Consider the following 16,087-nt stretch of genomic DNA (forward strand, 5'->3'; position numbering starts at 1 on the left):
CCGAGGGCCTCGCGAGCCACGGTGGTGTAGATGACCGGGACGTCGTACACCTTGGCGATCTCGGCGAGCGCCACGGTGTTGTTGACGACCTGCTGCGGGTCGTGGGAGTGCACGCCGAACAGGGTCATCGGCTGGTGGTCGATGAAGACGATCACTGCTTCGCTGGGGTCGAGAAGGCCCTTGGGACTGGTCATCGAGATCTCCTGGTCGATCTGAGCTGCGAGGCGCCGTGCCGCGCACCCGGTTCAAGCACCTCCGGGCCCGGATTCTTCGGACTACTTGCCCGGACAACGAACTCCTCACCGCAACGTCCAGGCACGCAACAGCGCGCCGCCGCCCCTTGCGCCGGAGGCGGGACGAGATCTCGCGGCGGCTTCGTCGTCGAAGACCTCGAAGGTGGCGACCGGGCCGAAGATCTCCTTCTGGACGATCGGGCGGTCCACGTCCTCGACCTCTACCAGGCTCGGCCGGACAAAGGCGCCCGCGGCCAGCGGGCCGTCGGTGACCCGGCCGCCCCGGACGAGGATCTTGGCGTAGGCGGCCGCGTCGGCGACGGCCTGGTGCACACGGTCGGCGTTCGCCTGGTCAATGAGCGGACCCATCTCGCTGGCCGGGTCGTCGCCGGGACCGACCCGTACCGCTTCCAGGGCGGCGGAGAGCCGGGTGCGCAATTCGTCGGCCACACCCCGTTGGGCCAGGATCCGGCTGCCGGTCATGCAGAACTGTCCGGTGAAGGTGGTGACCGCCTTGGCCAGCACCGGGACAGCGGCGTCCTGACGCGGCATCGCTGATCGCGCGTGCTCCTGACCAGCTTCGTGATCACTCGGAGCTGGGCGCGCCGGTGGACTTCTACCCCGTACGCAATGCGGCGATCAGCGAAGATACGAAGCGCCGTTGACGTCAAGGACGGCACCGGACGACCATGTCGCCTCGGGTGACGCAAGGTAGAGCACGGCTGACGCCACCTCCTGTGGCGTGGCGACCCGCCCGTAGGGGCTCTGGGACAGGACTTCGTCGGTGATGCGGTCGGCGACACGCTCGGTGGCCACGAAACCGGGAGCGACCGAGCCGACTACGATCCCGTACGTCGCGAGTGACACCGCCAGCGACTGCCCGAGTGCGTGCAGGGCGGCCTTGCTCGCCCCGTACGCGGGGTGGTTGGGTTCGCCGCGGAAGGCGCCGCGCGACCCGACGTTGACAATGCGCCCCTCGACCTGATGAGCAATCATGCTGCGGGCTGCGCAGTAGCTGACGTGGGCCGCTCCGAGGATGTTGACGTCCACGATCTGACGCCAGGCAACCTGCCAGTCCTCATAAGAAGTATCCGGAAGCGGGTGAGTCACGTTCACTGCTGCGTTGTTGATCAGGACGTCGATGCCGCCGAGACCTTCCACGACGCCTTCGACGAGGGCGGCAGCGCCCTCCGGTGAACTCACGTCCCCCTGAATCGCCATGTGCCCACCCCCCGCCAGTCCTTCGAGAGTGGCTTCTGCTGCCGCACGCCGTGACCCGTAGTGAACAGCGACTCGATCACCGTTCTTCGCGAACGCTTCCGCGACCGCTCGACCGATTCCGCGAGAGGCGCCCGTAACCAGTACCCTCCGGCTCACTCGGCGGCCGCCGACGGCGTGGGAGCCAGGGATGTGGGCGAGACCGCCCAGGGCCGTGCTGGGATGGATGGGAATCGCAAGACACTGCGGATGATCATGAGGTCATACTTTACTCCGTCGTGGCGGATCCGCGGCCGAACCACCCGCGCCCGAACCAGCCTGACGCCACTTGCCGACTCCATCTACGTTCCGCTCCCCGCGTTACTTCATTGGGGCGGCCGGGGTGTGCCGGGTGCCGAAGAGCGCGGCGCGCAGTGGCGGGCCGAAGACGCGGGTGAACGTCGGCGGCGGCCAGCCCCGCGGCTGGGCCCAGCGGGTTCAGGTACTGGTGAAGATCAGGCCGCCGATCACACCGACGGCGGCGGTGCTGTTCGACAACCCCACGGTGACGGACTACGAACTCGCTGAGGACAGCGCCGACGGCCTGTTCACGGCTCGTGCCGGGCGACGGCCGCTCGTGACCGCCGCCCAACTGCGCGACGTCGTCGAGCGGTTGACGCAGGCGGGGCACTGGCGGCCGGGCGACCGGATGCATCCCCGGTTCACCCACCGCGGCCCCTGGCTGGAACACGCGAAGGAGGAACTGCCCATCCTCCACGGCACGTTGGTGCGGCTCAAGGTCGAGCGCCTGCCGAGCGACCGCGACCCGAAGCCGGTCTGGCTGTGGTGCTCGGCCACCGCCGCCGCACCCGCGGACGTGGACCGCTGGTGGCAGTCGTTCCTCCGCAGATTCGACCTGGAACACACATTCAGGCTGATGAAGCAGACCCTGGGCTGGACTGCCCCGAAGGTCCGCCACGCGGACACCGCCGACCTGTGGACCTGGCTGATCATCGCCGCCCACACACAGCTCCGCCTCGCCCGCCCCCTCGCCAAGGACCTCCGCCGCCCCTGGGAACGGCCCGCCGAACCACGACGCCTCACCCCCGCACGTATCCGCCGGGGGTTTCGCAACCTCCGCGCGACCGTGTCCCGCCCGGCAGCCGCACCAAAACCGTCCCGCCCAGGCCCGGGACGCCCTCCCGGCTCAAAGAACAAGCACCGGGCCAAGCACCACGACGTCGGCAAAACGGTCAAACGCGCCGAATCCATCAAGGAACACCAAGCCCACCGAGGTTAAACGTCAAGCTGAGCGCGAGCGGTACCCCCTGGATCCCAGGCTCTCTTGACGCACCATCATCTCATCCGGAACGATTTCCGGCTTGGGGCTTTGGCGCCACTTCTGTAAGCCCTGTGGTCCTCACCACCTTGAGAGGGCGCGATGCGCTGGACTGAGACGGCCCAGGCGTGGGCGGCTATCGGCGGCGGCACTGTGTCTCTGATCGGGCTGGTCGCCGTGGTTGTGCAACTGCGCCACCTCGTCGAGAACCTTCGCTCGAGCGCTCGGCGCGCGACATACGACATCGGCATCCGGCTCAAGGACGTGTTCATCGAGTACCCGCACCTGCGGCCGTACTTCTTCGACAATCTTCGGGCGCCGGCCGATCACCCCGAGTCCGGCCGGATCGCATCCATTGCGGAGTTGTACTGCATATACATGCAAGAGATTGCGACGCAAAGCGGCAACGTCTCCTCGGCGAACCGGACCTCTTGGCTCTCCTTGCTGAAGTCGATCCACAGCTCCAGTCCAGCGGTTCGTGCGCAGCTGGAGGACCACTTCGACTGGTATTCCGAAGAGCTGAGAGAAGCGGTGCGCCTGGTAGAGAGCGCTACGGTCGTGACGCCCCGTCCTGAATCAGTACCGGCGCCTGGCGCTCAGTGACCCATCCCGGTCCCCGGCTTCGTCCCTGGGCAACAGCACCACGCTCAGCCGCAGCCAGGTCTCGCGCGTGCTCGATGCGTTCCAGGAGCGCGGACTGGTCACGCACGCCCTCCACAAGATCGCATGAGGCCGACGCCTTTTTGGCAGGTCCGGGGATCTGGATCACCAGACCTGCCTGCCTTGGGCTGCGCTCGCCCACGGCCCGTCGAGAAGACCGTGTCGCCACGGTCACACTCCTCGGTCGCGGCGTGTCATACCTCTGACGGACCGAACGCCGTCCACGTGACGAGCAGCATGACCACCACCTGAGGAGTGCGCCATGACCGAAGGCATCAAGACGATCATCTACCCCGTGACGGACCTTGCGAGTGCCAAGGCCCTGTTCCGCGAGCTGCTGGGCGTCGAGCCCAGCATGGACGAGCCGTACTACGTCGGCTTCCGTGCCGCGGGCCAGGACATCGGCCTCGATCCCCACGGCCACAGCAAGGGCATGACCGGCCCCGTCGCCTACTGGCACGTGGACGACATCAAGACCAGCGTGAAGGCGCTCCTCGACGCCGGGGCGGAGGAGCTGGAAGGCGTCAAGGACGTCGGCGGCGGCAAGCTGACCGCCATGGTGAAGGACGCGGACGGCAACGTCATCGGCCTCATTCAGTCTGCTTGAGGGTACGAGTCACCTCAGCCGCATGGGCGGCGCGATCCCACGGCAGCATGCACTGACCGCGCCGCCCGTCCGCGACGACGTGGACGCCAAGGAGGCCGCTTCGGATGACCCCGCCCGCCCGGACCCCGGAACAACGCAAGCTGGACGCACTGATTCGGCTCGAGCAGGACATCGACGCCTGGGTGGCGACGGCCGACCCGGAGAGCGGGACGCCCTATCTGGTGCCGCTGTCCTTCCTGTGGGACGGCGTCACGCTGCTGGTGGCCACGCCGTCCTCAAGCCCGACCAGCCGCAATCTGCAGGCCACCGGAAAGGTCCGCCTCGGCATCGGCCCTACTCGCGATCTCGTACTCATCGAGGGAACCGTGCTCGCACTGGAAGCTGCCGAGCTGAAGGACGAGGTCGGCGACGCCTTTGCGGCGAAGACGGGGTTCGATCCGCGCCAACTGACCAGCTCCTACCTCTACTTCCGGATTCATCCGCAGCGGATCCAGGCGTGGCGCGAGGCCAACGAGATCGGGGGTCGCGAGCTGATGAGCGGTGGCCACTGGGTCGTCCCCTGACACACGAGGCACACCGCCGGCCACGAGGGCCGTCGCGAGGCATGGCGCTCCCCGACGAGGGCGCGCCGTGACCTGCTGAACTCCCTGTGAAACATTCCGTCCGGGTCACCGCGTCATTCAGGTGAGGGGCGAGAGGCCCTCGAGTGACAAGCAAGCTGGACAACGGGGATGAACGGGGAGGGCATGAGACAGTCCCGCGCGGACGATTTCATGGAATTCGCAGCCGGCCGTACAGGCCATCTCTTTCGCTCCGCATGCCTGCTCACCAGCGGCGACACCCATCTCGCCGGGCCGGGGCACGGGCGATCAGCTCGGCCCGGCGGCGTCGTTCGTGTACGACGACGGCAAGGGCAAGGCGGGCTTCACCGCCGAGCTGTATCGCGTCGATCCCCTTGGGTACTCGACCCGGCAGTACACCAGTTGCCGCCGGGTGCCCCACTGCACCGTCACCACGTCGGCGGACGGATCCAAGGTGCGGATCTACCAGGAGGAGTACGGAAAGAGCGGCGGGTTCCGCAAGTTCTGGACGGCCACCTATCTCGCCCCGCACGGACACATGGTCGAGGTCTCCGAATGGAACACCCCCGACCGGGAGGGCGCCAAGGCGACCCGGGACACGCCGCCCCTCACCGTCCAGCAGCTGAAGGCCCTGGCGTCGTCCAAGAAATGGCAGCCCGCCCTTGACGAACTGCCCGCCGCTCCCAAGGAGTTGGTCGGCGGCGCCACCCGGCCGACCTGGGCCGAGGCCGACCAACAGGTCACGCGACTGATGCATATGCACAAGCCGGCCAAGTCCGGCGCCCCGTACGCCAAGGGATGCGACAGCACGTGCTGGTCCCGGCTCATCCTGAACGAAGACGGCCTCGGCGTCGGATCCGTTGAGGTCAGCCTCGACAAGAGCAAGACGAACAAGACTGGGGACACGCTGCTCAATGTCCGCCAGGAGCGGGTGGAGACGGGCGGCAAGGGTGTGATCCGCTGGACCGTCACGGCCAGTCTGCCGGGCGGTAAGCAGGTGACCATCGCCGCCTACAACGCGCCCACCCCGGACGCCGACGCGACGCGCAACAGCCCGCCGCTCAATCTGCCGCTCCTCAAGAAGATCGCTCTGGACCCCCAGTGGAACGACCAGGCCTACCTCAAGGCGATGGAGGAGGAGCCATTGCCCACCCCATGACTCACTTCGCGTCGGCGTAGCACTGAACCACCGCCGTCGTGAACGGAAACCGCACCGGCGTTTGACCGAAAGCGATCCGCCCGGCCAGCTCCCCGGCCGCGCGGATCGCCTTCGCCACTTCCTCCGCCTCGTGTGCCGGGCAGTGCACGATCACCTCGTCGTGCTGGAAGAACACCAGCTCCGCGCGCATCCCCGCGGTGGCCTGCTGCAGCGCCGCCAGCATCAGCAGCGCCCAGTCCGCCGCGCTGCCCTGGACCACGAAGTTACGAGTGAAACGGCCTCGCGCCCGTGCGTTCGACGACGCGTAGCCGGGCGTGAATTCGGTGTCCGGGGACGGGAGTTCCTCGCTCTCCTGAGGGATCCCCGCCTCCTCGTCGTCGCCCGACCCGGCCGCCCGCGGGCTGGTGCGGCCCAGCCAGGTGCGTACGAGCCGGCCTTCCTCGCCCGCGCGGGCCGCGTCGTCCACGTACGCCACGGCCAGCGGGAATCTGCGTCGCAGCATGGCCAGGTTCTTCAGGCCGTCGCCCGACGTCTGGCCGTAGATCGCGCCCAGCAGCGCGACCTTCGCGTGGTCGCGGTCGCCGGAGAAGGCCCGGTCGGACAGCGCGGAGTACAGGTCGCCGTCGTGGCCCGCGATCTCCATCAGGCCCCGGTCGCGGGAGATCGCGGCCAGCACCCGGGGCTCCATCTGGTCGGCGTCCGCGACCACCAGCCGCCAGCCCTCGTCCGCGACCACCGCGCGCCGGATCACCTTCGGGATCTGAAGTGCCCCGCCGCCATTGGTCGTCCAGCGGCCGGAGACCGTGCCGCCGGGCAGATACTCGGGGCGGAACCGCCCGTCCCGCACCCAGCCCTGGAGCCAGCTCCAGCCGTGCGCCGTCCAGATGCGGTACAGCTTCTTGTACTGGATCAGCGGCTTCACGGCCGGATGGTCGAGCTCCTCCAGCTCCCAGCGGCGCGTCGACCTCACCTTGATCCCGGCCTGCGCGAAGGCCTTCACCACGTCCGCGGGCAGATCGGGGCGCACGCGGCGCCCGAATGCCGCCGACACCTCCTCCGCCAGCTCCGCCAGCCGGCGCGGCTCGCCCCCGCCCGCGTACCGCTCGCCGAGCAGCTCGTGCAGAACCTCCCGGTGGACGTCCGCCCGCCACGGCAGCCCCGCTCGGTTCATCTCCGCGGCCACCAGCATCCCCGCCGACTCGGCGGCCGTCAGCAGCCGCATCCGCCCGGGGTGCTCGGCGGATTCGTGTCTTCGCTGCTGGTGGGCGTAGACCTCAAGCAGCGCCTCGAGCGGTACGGGCACGGGCTGCGGCTCGAACAGCGAGGACTGCGAGCCCGGTTCGGCGGCGCGCTGCGGCGGATCGGGTGGTACGGGAGCGTTCCGCAGGCGGGCCAGGGCGGCCGTCGCCGACCGGGGCTCGCCGAGCCGGCCCTCGTGGCCGAGCAGCAGCAGCTCCGCGACCTCTATGTCGTAACACCGCTCGACGCGCACCCCGGCCGCCAGCAGGCGGGGATAGATCTCGGCGGTGGAGCGCCAGACCCACCGGCCGACCTCCGGCCGGGACCGGACGGCCTCGACCAGATCGGGCTCCATCCGGACGGGACCGGTGGGCAGGCCGTCGGGACCGAGGGGGACGAGCCGCGCCCCGTCGCCCTCCGCCGCCAGAGCCCATCGATCGCTCATGGGTGCGAGTGTGGCAGCCGGGTCTGACAACCGCTCCTCGTGCCGAGGGGTGTCAGGCCACGGCATGGAAGAGCGCCGACGCCTCGCCCCGCGACGCGACCCCCAGCTTGGTCAGCATGTTCGCGACATGGAACTTCACCGTCGACTCGCTGATGTGCAGCTCCTGCGCGATCACCCGGTTGCGGTGCCCGCGGGCCAGATGCGTGAGCACCTCCAGCTCCCGCGCCCCCAGCGAGCCGAGCGGATCGGCGGGCGAGGTGTCCGGCGCCCCCAGCGGGATCGTCGCTGTGACCGTCGTGCCCCAGCCGGGCACCGCATCGATGTCCAGCCGCCCGCCCAGCACTTCGAGGCGCTCGCCTGCCAGCGGGAAGACCTCCACGACCGGGACCCGGAGCCTGCCGTTCACCGCCGGCCGCGCATGCTCGGCGAGGGCGATCCCCGGGCGGAGTCGGCCAAGGCTCAGGCGCTGAGCGAGACGGGCCACGTACGGGGGAAGTTGATGGTCACTCCGCCGGAGGTCACTGCGCCGCCGGCGTGAGCGTACGGATGACGCGGGCCGGGTTGCCGACCGCCAGCACCCCGGCCGGCAGGTCTTTGGTGACCACCGATCCCGCGCCGACCACGGTGTTCTCGCCGATGGTCACCCCGGGGCAGACGATCACCCCGCCGCCCAGCCAGACGTTGTCGCCGATGGTGATGGGGGACGCCTTCTCCCAGCCGGCCCGGCGGCGCTCGGTGTCCAACTCATGTGTGGGGGTCAGGAGTTGGACGTTCGGGCCGATCTGCACGTCGGAGCCGACGGTGATCGGGGCGGCGTCGAGGAAGACCGCGTTGAAGTTGATGAACGTACGGTCGCCGATGGAGATGAGGTGGCCGTAGTCGCACTGGAACGGTGGCCGGATGCGTACGTCCTCGCCGAGCGAGCCGAGCAGCTCAGCGAGGATGGTCCCCCTCTCCGCGGGCGTCGCGCCGCCGTTCGCGTTGTACGCGGCGCAGAGCTCGAAGCGCCGCTGGGAGTCCTCACCCAGCTCGGGGTCGTCCGGGAGATACCACTCACCGGCCAGCATGCGGTCCTTGTTCTCGCCCATCCCAGTCCCTCCACCGTGGTCGACGTCTCTAGGATCGATCACGTTTGTTCGAACTGAACCAGGGGTGGAGATTCGTGGTGCGAAGTCCGATACGTGGTGTGGGGGCGGGGTCGGTCCCGGCGGCGCTGGTGATGGGGGTGCTGGTGACGGGGGTGCTTACCGGCTGTTCGACGGAGCCGAAGCCGGAGAAGCCCGCCGGGGGCAAGGCGAGTGCGAAGGACGCGGCGAAGGGTGATGGGCCCGGAACCGCGGCGAAGGGCGGCACGGTCGGGGGCGCCGGTTCGCCGTGCGCGCTGCCCGTCGCGTTCGACCTCGCGGCCGATTGGAGGCCGAAGGCGGTCAAGAGCGACCCCGCACTCGGGGTGCTCAAGCAGGGGCCCGTCACGCTCGTCTGCGAGATCGACGCGAAGCCCGCCGGGCACATCGGCTTCATCCGCGTCTGGACCGGGGGCGCCGGTGGCGACGACCCGCGCAAGGCGCTCGAAGCCTTTGTCGCGGACGAGGCGAAGAGCCGGGACAAGGTCGCGTACTCACAGACGAAGGCGGGCCAGTACGCGGCGGCCGAGGTGAACTACCTCAACACCGACGAGTTCCTGGACCAGCCCAAGAAGGAGCGGGCGCTCGCCTTCACCACTGGAAAGGGCGTGGTCGTCGTGCATCTGGGCGGACTGGACTCCGAGGAGCACGAGGCGATGCTTCCGGCGTACGAGCTGGCGAAGAAGACCGTCCGCGGCGCCTGACGGCGGGGGCGGGCCCGCGCTTGGTGTCCGTGCCTCCAGGCTTCCGTCTCCCGGGGCGGTGATCACGTCCACCGGGGGGCGACCTGGCGGTAGACCTACCCGTGGGATCATCTGGGCGTGAGCACGGTCGGTACGGTGGAGAAGGCCCTCGCCGTCGCGTTGTACGCGGACGGCGACGAAGGCCTCGACACCGGCGCCTCGCTGCTCGCTGCCGCCCCGGCCGCCGATGCCGAACTGCGGCTGCGCGGCGAGGAGTTCGTACGCCGGGCCTGGGAGCGCGGCTGGCAGCCCGCCGATGTCGTAAGGATCGTCCGGCGCGACCTCGACGAGGCGCACGAGCGGCTGGTCGCCGAGCTGATCGTGGGGGAGAGCGGCAGGTACGCACATCTCGCCCCACGCTGGCGGGCCCAGCTCGACGAGCTGAAGCAGGCCCCTTACGCCGCGGACCGCTTCTCGTACGCCACCGTCGTGCTGGAGCTGTACCGGCTGCTGGTCCGGCTCCCGGCGACCGAACCGGTCGGCCCGGTCCCCGGCGCACCCTTCTCCACCGAGTCCGCCCCGCACGAGCCGCGCATGCTCACCCGCATCCGCGCCCTGCTCGCCAAGGCGGAGGCGACCGGCTACCCCGAGGAGGCAGAGGCGCTCACCGCGAAGGCGCAGGAACTGATGGCGCGCCACAGCGTTGACGAGGCCCTGCTCGCCGCCCGGACCCACCGCCCCGACGCACCCGCGGCCTGCCGTATCGGCGTGGACGCCCCGTACGAAACGGCCAAGGCGATCCTCCTCGACGCGGTCGCCTCCGCGAACCGCTGCCGCGCGGTGTGGAACAGCGGCTTCGGCTTCTCGACGGTCGTCGGCTTCGACGGCGACCTGGAGGCGGTCGAGCTGATGTACACCTCGCTGCTGGTTCAGGGGACGGCGGCGATGAGCCGGGCGGAGGCGGGCCAGCGCGCGGGCGGCCGCAAGCGTACGAAGACCTTCCGCCAGTCGTTCCTGATGGCGTACGCCGACCGGCTGGGCGAGCGGCTCGCGGCGGTGGCGGACGAAGTGGTGACCGCGGACCTGCTGCCGGTACTGGCATCGCGGGACGTGGCTGTCACGGACCGCGCGGAGGAAATGTTCCCGCAGACGACGACCACGCGGGTCCGCGGCGTGACGGACGAAGCGGGCTGGACCCACGGCAGGGCGGCGGCGGACAGCGCGCGCGTGGCGCAGGACCGCGGGAAGCTCAACCCGTGAGGGACGCCGGCCACGGGTAGGGCACCGGACGACGACGGGCCGCGAACCCGTGCAGGGTCCGCGGCCCGTAACCGACCTCGTACGTCAGAGACGTCAGAGACGTCAGAGACGTCAGGAGCGTCAGGGAGTCGGGATGCCGGTCGGCAGCCCCGTCGGCAGCTTGGCCGGGTCGGTCTTGGTGAGCGTGTCCTTCGCGCCGGCGCCCCACGAGACAACCAGCGTCGTGCCGTCATTGGACTCGATCGAGCCCATCGATCGGTCGGTGTTCCCATCGGCGCACTTCAGCGACAGCATCGGCTTGCCATGGTCCATCACCTCGCCCGTGCAGACGTGCCCGTCGGCAATGACCGCGGCGGTCTTGCCCGAAACGGTCAGCGCGACGGCCTTGCCGTCGGTGACACCGGTCCAGGCGCCCTCGATGCTCCCGCTGCCCGTCGCGCCGTCGCCCGCTTGCGTGGGTGCGGCAGACGTCTTGGTGTCCTTGCCCGCATCGGCACCGCCGCCGCTGCCACAGCCGGTCAACGCCAGAGCGGCGACAAGACCCGCCGCGGCCACTGAAGTACGTACGCGCTTGTGCACTTGTCGGTCTCCCGTTGTCGGCTTCAGGACCGCGCCAAACTACCAGGAGGCTTTGCGAACTCCCGGGAGGAATCCGGCGTGTGCCTGCTCACGCAGCCGCACCCGCGAAATGCCGAACTTCCGCAGATGCCCGCGCGGTCGGCCGTCGACGCTGTCCCGGTTTCGCACCCGCGTCGCGCTCGCGTCGCGTGGCTGACGTCGCAACTCTTCCTGAGCGGCGACCCGTTCGTCCGCGCTCGTGCCCGGGCGGCGGATGATCTCCTTCAACTCCGCCCGCCGCTCGGCGTATCGCTCGACGACTTCCTTGCGCCGCTCATTGCGGGCGATCTTGCTCTTCTTTGCCATCAGACCTTCACCCCGCGGGCACGGATGCGGGCCACGGCGGCCTCGATCCCGATCGTGTCGATGGTCTTGATCGCGCGGGCGCTCAGAGTGAGCCGGACATGGCGGCCCTCGCTGGGCAGCCAGTAGCGCTTGCGCTGGATGTTGGGGTCGAAGCGGCGCGACGTGCGCCGGTGCGAGTGGGAGATGTTGTTGCCGAAGCCCGGCTGGGCGCCGGTCAGCTGGCAGTGGGCGGACACAGGTGATTCACCTCTCGTTGACGGGATCCTGTTTGGTAATGGAAACCATTTCCATATACTAACCCCATGGCCCGCAACGAACTCCGCCCCATCATCAAACTCCGCTCCACCGCAGGCACCGGCTACACCTACGTGACCCGCAAGAACCGCCGTAACAACCCCGACCGCATGACGCTGCGCAAGTACGACCCGATGGCCGGCAAGCACGTCGACTTCCGAGAGGAGCGCTGAGAAGCGCGATGAAGCCCGGTATTCACCCCCAGTACGGCCCCGTCGTCTTCCGTGACAAGGTGGCCGATTTCGCCATCCTCACCTCCTCCACCGCCACCAGCGAGAAGACCGTCGAATGGGAGGACGGCAACACCTACCCCGTCATCGACGTCGAGATCTCCTCGGCGAGCCACCCCTTCTATACGGGGACCGCGCGGGTGCTCGACACGGCCGGGCGGGTGGAGCGCTTCGAGCGGCGGTACGGAGGACGAGCGTGAGGCTTCCCGTCGCGCTGGTCGCCGGGCTGCACTCGGACGCCCGCAAGGCCGCCGTGGACCGGCTGTTGGCCACGGTGCCCGGCAGCGTCGCGCTCCACCACGACCTGTCGACCGCCGCGCGGGGGACGGTCGTACGGAGTGTCCGCGACGCGCACGGCGTGCAGAACACCGGCGAGACGCCGCTGGTCAACGACTGCGCCTGCTGTGCGCTGCGCGAGGACCTGGTGCCCGAGCTGGAACGGCTCGCGGAGGGCGGCACGACCCGGCTCGCGATCGTCGAGCTGTGGGACTCGGTCGAACCGAAGGCGATGGCCGAGGTCGTCGCGGCGCACGGCGGCGAACGCCTCACCGTCACCTCGGTGATGACCGCGGTCGACCCGGCCCTGCTGCTGCCCTACCTCGGCAACAGCGACGACCTGATCGACGTGGGGCTCGCGGCCGCCATCAGCGACCGGCGCACTGTCGCCGACACCTGGGCGCGCCAGTTGGAGTACGCGCCCGTGCTCGCCGTCGTGGACGGTGAGGAGGCCGACGACGAGGACCGTGCGCTGCTCGCCCAACTGCACCCGACGGCCCGCCAAGTGGCAGTCGGCGGAGCCGATTTGGCCGCCGCCGCGCTGGCCGGCTTCGACGTGGAGGCGGCCGCGGCAGCCCAGCACCCGGCCTGTGCGCTGCTGCCGCAGGAGGCGGACGACTGTGGGGTCGGTACGTACGTCTGGCACCGCCGCCGCCCCTTCCACCCGGAGCGGCTCTATCAGGCGCTGGAGGACCTGACCTGTGCGGCGGCCCGCAGCCGCGGCCGCTTCTGGCTCGCGGACCGCCCTGACACCCTGCTGGCCTGGGACGCGGCGGGCGGCGCGCTCTGCGTGGAGAACGCGGGCCCCTGGCTCGCCTCGCTGCCGGACGCCGCCTGGGAACTGGTCCCGCCGGTCCGACGGGCTGCAGCCGCGCTGGACTGGCACCCCGAGCACGGGGACTGCTGCCAGCACCTGGTCTTCACCTCGCCGGGCCTGGACCGCGACGGCCTGGAACGGCTCCTCGAATCCTGCCTGTTGACCGATGCCGAGTACGCCGCGGGCCGCGAAGCCTGGAAGCGGCTGCCGCCCGCCTTCGACTCCCTCCTGGAGGTCTGATGTCCCCCCGCCGCACCGACCCGCGCAAGCCCGTCAAGGCCCGCCCCAACCCATTGGACCAGGCGAAGATTACGTACATCGACTACAAGGACACTGACCTGCTGCGGAAGTTCATTTCCGACCGCGGCAAGATCCGCAGCCGCCGCGTGACCCGGGTCAGCGCCCAGCAGCAGCGTCTGCTGGCCCGTGCGATCAAGAACGCCCGCGAGATGGCGCTGCTGCCGTACTCCTCCGGCAAGTGATATGTAGAAGGCGCCTCGGCGAGCTGCTTGACCGTATGCCCGACGATGAGCCATGACCTCCCCGTACGAACGTGACGACCGTGCGCCGGCGCGTGCTGACCGAGCCCGAGCCGGCGCCCTGAACCCCGCCGACTGGACGATTACCTGGACGTTGGAGCCAGAAGGGCGTGGAACACGTCTCATCCTTGTGCGCGAGGGATTCGCTCCGGACGATCCGGCTCAGGCCATGGCGCACAAGCTGATGGACGGCGGCGGGCGGTGGCAGGTCCTGCGGGCCTGCGCGACAGCTGGAGAAGCTGTAACCGAGGGACCACCCGGCGTGCACGTGCATCTGCCCGTGCAGCCGCTCATGCATTGGCATATGAAACACAGCTATGATCCGGGACAGTTGACACCTGCACCTGTACCCCGGGAGCGTTCTCGTGCACCACGCGTACAACGGCATGGCGGCCACGGAGCTTCACGGGGTTGTCTGGCAGAAGAGCAGGCACAGCAATTCCCAGGGATCCTGCGTGGAGTTCGCCAAACTGCCCGGTGGCGACGTGGCGATGCGCAATTCACGGCACCCCGACGGCCCGGCCCTGGTCTATACGCCCGCCGAGATAGAAGCGTTGCTGCTCGGCGTCAAGGACGGGGAGTTCGATCACCTGGTCTAGGCGTCCGGGTCCGTGGAGGCTGTGGGCCAGGGGGCGTTGGTGGTTGCTGTCCGGTGGGTGGCTTCGCCGGCGAGCCGCCAGGGCTGCTCGGCCCCGGCGGCCTAGCCCAGCCGGAACAGCGCCCAGACGACCTTGCCGCGCAGCGCCCCGGCCAGCGGGTGCCAGCCCCAGCTGTCGCTGAAGGAGTCCACGAGGAACAGACCGCGGCCCGACTCGGCACCCCCGCTCGGGTCCGGAAAAGGGGCGTCCTCGCTCTCGCCGGACGCCCCTGGACTGTCGTGGCTGGGATCGCGCACCGCGCATACCAGCCGGCCCGTCCAGCGCATCAAATGCAGGCGTACGGGCGGGTCCTGGGACTCCCGGATCTCCCGCGGGGTGTCGGCGGGCAGCGCGTGCCGCAGTGCGTTGGTGACAAGTTCGGAGACGACCAGCGCGACATCGTCGAAACGGTCACTCAGCTCCCACTGCCCTAGCGTCGCCTTGGTGAACTGCCGTGCTCCGCGCACCGCTTCATAGCGGGCGGGCAGGGCGCATGAGGCGGAGCTGGAAACCGCTGCGGGGTCGATTGGGGGAAGCCCCTGCCGTAACGGCTCGAGCATGGTCGATCCATTCGTCCCCATGCGAGGCTCTCCCAGGAATCGCGGCTGTGACGCTACAACACGAACGAGCACGCAGGTGCGCGAGGACCATGGTTCCGAATGCGTAGAGCAGATGCAAGGGCAGATGCACGTGCACGTGCCCGACCTGTCCAGCCCGGTGCCGGTTCTGACTCATTTCTTCCTCAGATCTCTTCTACCCCCTTCTCAAAGCCGTCTCATTTCCGTAATCGAATGAGTACGGGCTGAAGCGTTTTGGTGGCACAATCCCGGTCTCGGGGTTCGGGGGGACTCCGCGAGACACATGGCGACACACGTCGACACACATCGGCACACACATCGACGTAGCGAGACCTAGCGATGGGGAGGGTTGGAGTCGTGACCGCAGGCGAGTCTTCCGGTTCCGTGGTGCGGCGCATCCTGTTGGGCTCCCAGTTGAGGCGGCTGCGCGAGTCGCGCGGCATCACCCGCGAGGCGGCTGGTTACTCCATCCGCGCATCCGAATCCAAGATCAGTCGCATGGAGTTGGGACGGGTGAGCTTCAAGGCACGGGACGTCGAGGATCTGCTGACGCTCTATGGAGTGGCCGACGAATCCGAGCGCGAATCCCTCCTCGGCCTCGCCAAGGAGGCCAATGTCGCCGGGTGGTGGCACAGCTTCGGCGACGTGCTGCCCGGCTGGTTCCAGACATATGTCGGCCTGGAGGGCGCCGCGTCGCTCATCCGTATCTACGAAGTGCAGTTCGTACACGGACTGCTGCAGACCGAGTCGTACGCGCACGCGGTCGTCACCCGCGGCATCCCCGACGCCCCGCGCGCCGAGATCGACCGCCGGGTCGCGCTCCGCCTGGAGCGCCAGAAGGTCCTCGTCTCCGAGCGCGCGCCCCGCTTCCACGCCATCCTCGACGAGGCGGCCCTGCGCCGCCCGTACGGCGACCGGGCGGTGATGCAGGGCCAGTTGAGACATCTGATCGAGATCTCCGAGCAGTCGAACATCACCCTGCAGGTGATGCCCTTCAGCTTCGGCGGGCACGCGGGCGAGAGCGGCTCCTTCACCATGCTGCGCTTCCCCGAGTCGGACCTCTCCGACCTCGTTTATCTGGAGCAGCTCACCAGCGCCCTGTATCTGGACAAGCGCGAAGAAGTCGCTCTTTACGAACGGGTGATGGAGCGTCTCCAGCAGGACAGTCCGGATCCGGCCGAGAGTCGGGACCTTCTCCGTGGGCTCATCCAACTGATCTAAAACACAAGTACGATGACGTGAAGTCAGGCATCTGCTTCTGCAG

20 protein-coding genes and 4 pseudogenes are annotated in these 16,087 nt (G+C 69.1%); 14 read left to right on the plus strand and 10 right to left on the minus strand.

Annotated elements, in window-relative coordinates; translation table 11 throughout:
- The 3 genes and pseudogenes from ACWDO5_RS12960 to ACWDO5_RS12970 all read right to left on the minus strand — a co-directional run.
- Positions 1-194 (minus strand): annotated as a pseudogene (locus ACWDO5_RS12960) (hydrolase); the annotation flags it as partial.
- A gap of 114 nt (positions 195-308) precedes the next feature.
- A pseudogene (locus tag ACWDO5_RS12965) lies at positions 309-773 on the minus strand (aldehyde dehydrogenase family protein); the annotation flags it as partial.
- 99 nt (positions 774-872) lie between these two features.
- Entirely contained in the window at positions 873-1,610 is a 738-nt protein-coding gene (locus ACWDO5_RS12970) for an SDR family NAD(P)-dependent oxidoreductase (protein WP_450530338.1), read from the minus strand.
- 523 nt (positions 1,611-2,133) lie between these two features.
- Between ACWDO5_RS12970 and ACWDO5_RS12975 the strand changes: the two are divergent.
- The 6 genes and pseudogenes from ACWDO5_RS12975 to ACWDO5_RS13000 all read left to right on the plus strand — a co-directional run.
- Positions 2,134-2,730: pseudogene (locus ACWDO5_RS12975) on the plus strand (NF041680 family putative transposase); the annotation flags it as partial.
- Between the two features lie 141 nt (positions 2,731-2,871).
- Complete coding sequence (locus ACWDO5_RS12980) at positions 2,872-3,372, plus strand: hypothetical protein (protein WP_450530339.1); 501 nt, start codon at positions 2,872-2,874, stop codon at positions 3,370-3,372.
- Positions 3,373-3,691: 319 nt separating this feature from the next.
- Positions 3,692-4,036 carry a VOC family protein gene (locus tag ACWDO5_RS12985; RefSeq protein WP_450530340.1) on the plus strand — a complete coding sequence of 115 codons (345 nt, stop codon included), beginning with the start codon at positions 3,692-3,694 and terminating at the stop codon, positions 4,034-4,036.
- Between the two features lie 104 nt (positions 4,037-4,140).
- Entirely contained in the window at positions 4,141-4,599 is a 459-nt protein-coding gene (locus ACWDO5_RS12990) for a pyridoxamine 5'-phosphate oxidase family protein (RefSeq protein ID WP_450530341.1), read from the plus strand.
- A gap of 183 nt (positions 4,600-4,782) precedes the next feature.
- A pseudogene (locus ACWDO5_RS12995) lies at positions 4,783-4,887 on the plus strand (SigE family RNA polymerase sigma factor); the annotation flags it as partial.
- 43 nt (positions 4,888-4,930) lie between these two features.
- Complete coding sequence (locus ACWDO5_RS13000; protein WP_450530399.1) at positions 4,931-5,776, plus strand: hypothetical protein; 846 nt, start codon at positions 4,931-4,933, stop codon at positions 5,774-5,776.
- Position 5,777: 1 nt separating this feature from the next.
- Here ACWDO5_RS13000 and ACWDO5_RS13005 read toward each other — a convergent pair whose 3' ends face one another.
- The 3 genes from ACWDO5_RS13005 to ACWDO5_RS13015 are packed head-to-tail and all read right to left on the minus strand — an operon-like array spanning position 5,778 to position 8,548.
- Positions 5,778-7,460, minus strand: a complete 1,683-nt coding sequence (locus tag ACWDO5_RS13005) for a bifunctional 3'-5' exonuclease/DNA polymerase (protein WP_450530342.1) — start codon at positions 7,458-7,460, stop codon at positions 5,778-5,780.
- A 52-nt stretch (positions 7,461-7,512) separates the two neighbouring features.
- Entirely contained in the window at positions 7,513-7,944 is a 432-nt protein-coding gene (locus ACWDO5_RS13010; protein WP_450530343.1) for a LuxR C-terminal-related transcriptional regulator, read from the minus strand.
- 34 nt (positions 7,945-7,978) lie between these two features.
- A complete protein-coding gene (locus ACWDO5_RS13015; RefSeq protein ID WP_450530344.1) occupies positions 7,979-8,548 on the minus strand; it encodes a sugar O-acetyltransferase in 570 nt (189 codons plus the stop codon).
- A 77-nt stretch (positions 8,549-8,625) separates the two neighbouring features.
- Between ACWDO5_RS13015 and ACWDO5_RS13020 the strand changes: the two genes are divergently transcribed.
- Both ACWDO5_RS13020 and ACWDO5_RS13025 read left to right on the plus strand, forming a co-directional pair.
- On the plus strand, positions 8,626-9,288 hold the full coding sequence (locus ACWDO5_RS13020) for a lipoprotein (protein ID WP_450530345.1): 663 nt from the start codon (positions 8,626-8,628) through the stop codon (positions 9,286-9,288).
- Positions 9,289-9,405: 117 nt separating this feature from the next.
- The gene (locus tag ACWDO5_RS13025; protein ID WP_450530346.1) at positions 9,406-10,527 is read left to right on the plus strand and encodes a DUF2786 domain-containing protein; all 1,122 of its coding nucleotides are present in this window, start codon (positions 9,406-9,408) and stop codon (positions 10,525-10,527) included.
- Positions 10,528-10,647: 120 nt separating this feature from the next.
- On the opposite strand, the gene ACWDO5_RS13030 is transcribed toward ACWDO5_RS13025, so the two are convergent.
- From ACWDO5_RS13030 to rpmB, 3 genes are read right to left on the minus strand one after another with little or no spacing between them, the layout of a single operon-like run.
- Positions 10,648-11,106: a hypothetical protein gene (locus ACWDO5_RS13030; protein WP_450530347.1), complete on the minus strand. Its 459-nt coding sequence runs from the start codon at positions 11,104-11,106 to the stop codon at positions 10,648-10,650.
- 39 nt (positions 11,107-11,145) lie between these two features.
- A complete protein-coding gene (rpsN, locus tag ACWDO5_RS13035) occupies positions 11,146-11,451 on the minus strand; it encodes a 30S ribosomal protein S14 (protein ID WP_450530348.1) in 306 nt (101 codons plus the stop codon).
- Positions 11,451-11,687, minus strand: coding sequence for a 50S ribosomal protein L28 (gene rpmB / locus ACWDO5_RS13040; RefSeq protein ID WP_450530349.1), 237 nt, complete (start codon positions 11,685-11,687; stop codon positions 11,451-11,453). The genes rpsN and rpmB overlap by 1 nt, the downstream gene beginning before the upstream one ends.
- A 66-nt stretch (positions 11,688-11,753) precedes the next feature.
- On the opposite strand from rpmB, the gene rpmG reads away from it, so the two are divergent.
- The 5 genes from rpmG (at position 11,754) to ACWDO5_RS13065 (ending at position 14,206) form a co-directional block, all read left to right on the plus strand.
- Positions 11,754-11,918 carry a 50S ribosomal protein L33 gene (gene rpmG, locus ACWDO5_RS13045; protein WP_450530350.1) on the plus strand — a complete coding sequence of 55 codons (165 nt, stop codon included), beginning with the start codon at positions 11,754-11,756 and terminating at the stop codon, positions 11,916-11,918.
- An 8-nt stretch (positions 11,919-11,926) separates the two neighbouring features.
- Positions 11,927-12,175: a type B 50S ribosomal protein L31 gene (locus ACWDO5_RS13050; RefSeq protein WP_450530351.1), complete on the plus strand. Its 249-nt coding sequence runs from the start codon at positions 11,927-11,929 to the stop codon at positions 12,173-12,175.
- Positions 12,172-13,308 (plus strand): CobW family GTP-binding protein, encoded by a 1,137-nt coding sequence (locus ACWDO5_RS13055; RefSeq protein ID WP_450530352.1) that lies wholly within the window; start codon positions 12,172-12,174, stop codon positions 13,306-13,308. The genes ACWDO5_RS13050 and ACWDO5_RS13055 overlap by 4 nt, the downstream gene beginning before the upstream one ends.
- Positions 13,308-13,550 (plus strand): 30S ribosomal protein S18, encoded by a 243-nt coding sequence (gene rpsR / locus ACWDO5_RS13060; protein ID WP_450530353.1) that lies wholly within the window; start codon positions 13,308-13,310, stop codon positions 13,548-13,550. Before ACWDO5_RS13055 ends, rpsR begins: the two co-directional genes overlap by 1 nt.
- A 422-nt stretch (positions 13,551-13,972) precedes the next feature.
- On the plus strand, positions 13,973-14,206 hold the full coding sequence (locus ACWDO5_RS13065) for a DUF397 domain-containing protein (protein WP_307661922.1): 234 nt from the start codon (positions 13,973-13,975) through the stop codon (positions 14,204-14,206).
- A 101-nt stretch (positions 14,207-14,307) separates the two neighbouring features.
- Here ACWDO5_RS13065 and ACWDO5_RS13070 read toward each other — a convergent pair whose 3' ends face one another.
- A complete protein-coding gene (locus tag ACWDO5_RS13070) occupies positions 14,308-14,826 on the minus strand; it encodes an ATP-binding protein (protein ID WP_450530354.1) in 519 nt (172 codons plus the stop codon).
- A gap of 354 nt (positions 14,827-15,180) precedes the next feature.
- Between ACWDO5_RS13070 and ACWDO5_RS13075 the strand changes: the two genes are divergently transcribed.
- Positions 15,181-16,044: a helix-turn-helix domain-containing protein gene (locus ACWDO5_RS13075; RefSeq protein WP_450530355.1), complete on the plus strand. Its 864-nt coding sequence runs from the start codon at positions 15,181-15,183 to the stop codon at positions 16,042-16,044.
- Positions 16,045-16,087: the final 43 nt, after the last annotated feature.

The organism is Streptomyces sp. NPDC000880, from assembly GCF_053599675.1.

Bases quoted from the DNA above. Each gene is read 5' to 3' on its own strand.
- ACWDO5_RS12980 (WP_450530339.1), top strand. From the start codon at position 2,872: ATGCGCTGGACTGAGACGGCCCAGGCGTGGGCGGCTATCGGCGGCGGC.
- ACWDO5_RS12985 (WP_450530340.1), top strand. From the start codon at position 3,692: ATGACCGAAGGCATCAAGACGATCATCTACCCCGTGACGGACCTTGCG.
- ACWDO5_RS12990 (WP_450530341.1), top strand. From the start codon at position 4,141: ATGACCCCGCCCGCCCGGACCCCGGAACAACGCAAGCTGGACGCACTG.
- ACWDO5_RS13005 (WP_450530342.1), bottom strand. From the start codon at position 7,460: ATGAGCGATCGATGGGCTCTGGCGGCGGAGGGCGACGGGGCGCGGCTC.
- ACWDO5_RS13015 (WP_450530344.1), bottom strand. From the start codon at position 8,548: ATGGGCGAGAACAAGGACCGCATGCTGGCCGGTGAGTGGTATCTCCCG.
- rpsN (WP_450530348.1), bottom strand. From the start codon at position 11,451: ATGGCAAAGAAGAGCAAGATCGCCCGCAATGAGCGGCGCAAGGAAGTC.
- rpmG (WP_450530350.1), top strand. From the start codon at position 11,754: ATGGCCCGCAACGAACTCCGCCCCATCATCAAACTCCGCTCCACCGCA.
- ACWDO5_RS13050 (WP_450530351.1), top strand. From the start codon at position 11,927: ATGAAGCCCGGTATTCACCCCCAGTACGGCCCCGTCGTCTTCCGTGAC.
- rpsR (WP_450530353.1), top strand. From the start codon at position 13,308: ATGTCCCCCCGCCGCACCGACCCGCGCAAGCCCGTCAAGGCCCGCCCC.
- ACWDO5_RS13070 (WP_450530354.1), bottom strand. From the start codon at position 14,826: ATGGGGACGAATGGATCGACCATGCTCGAGCCGTTACGGCAGGGGCTT.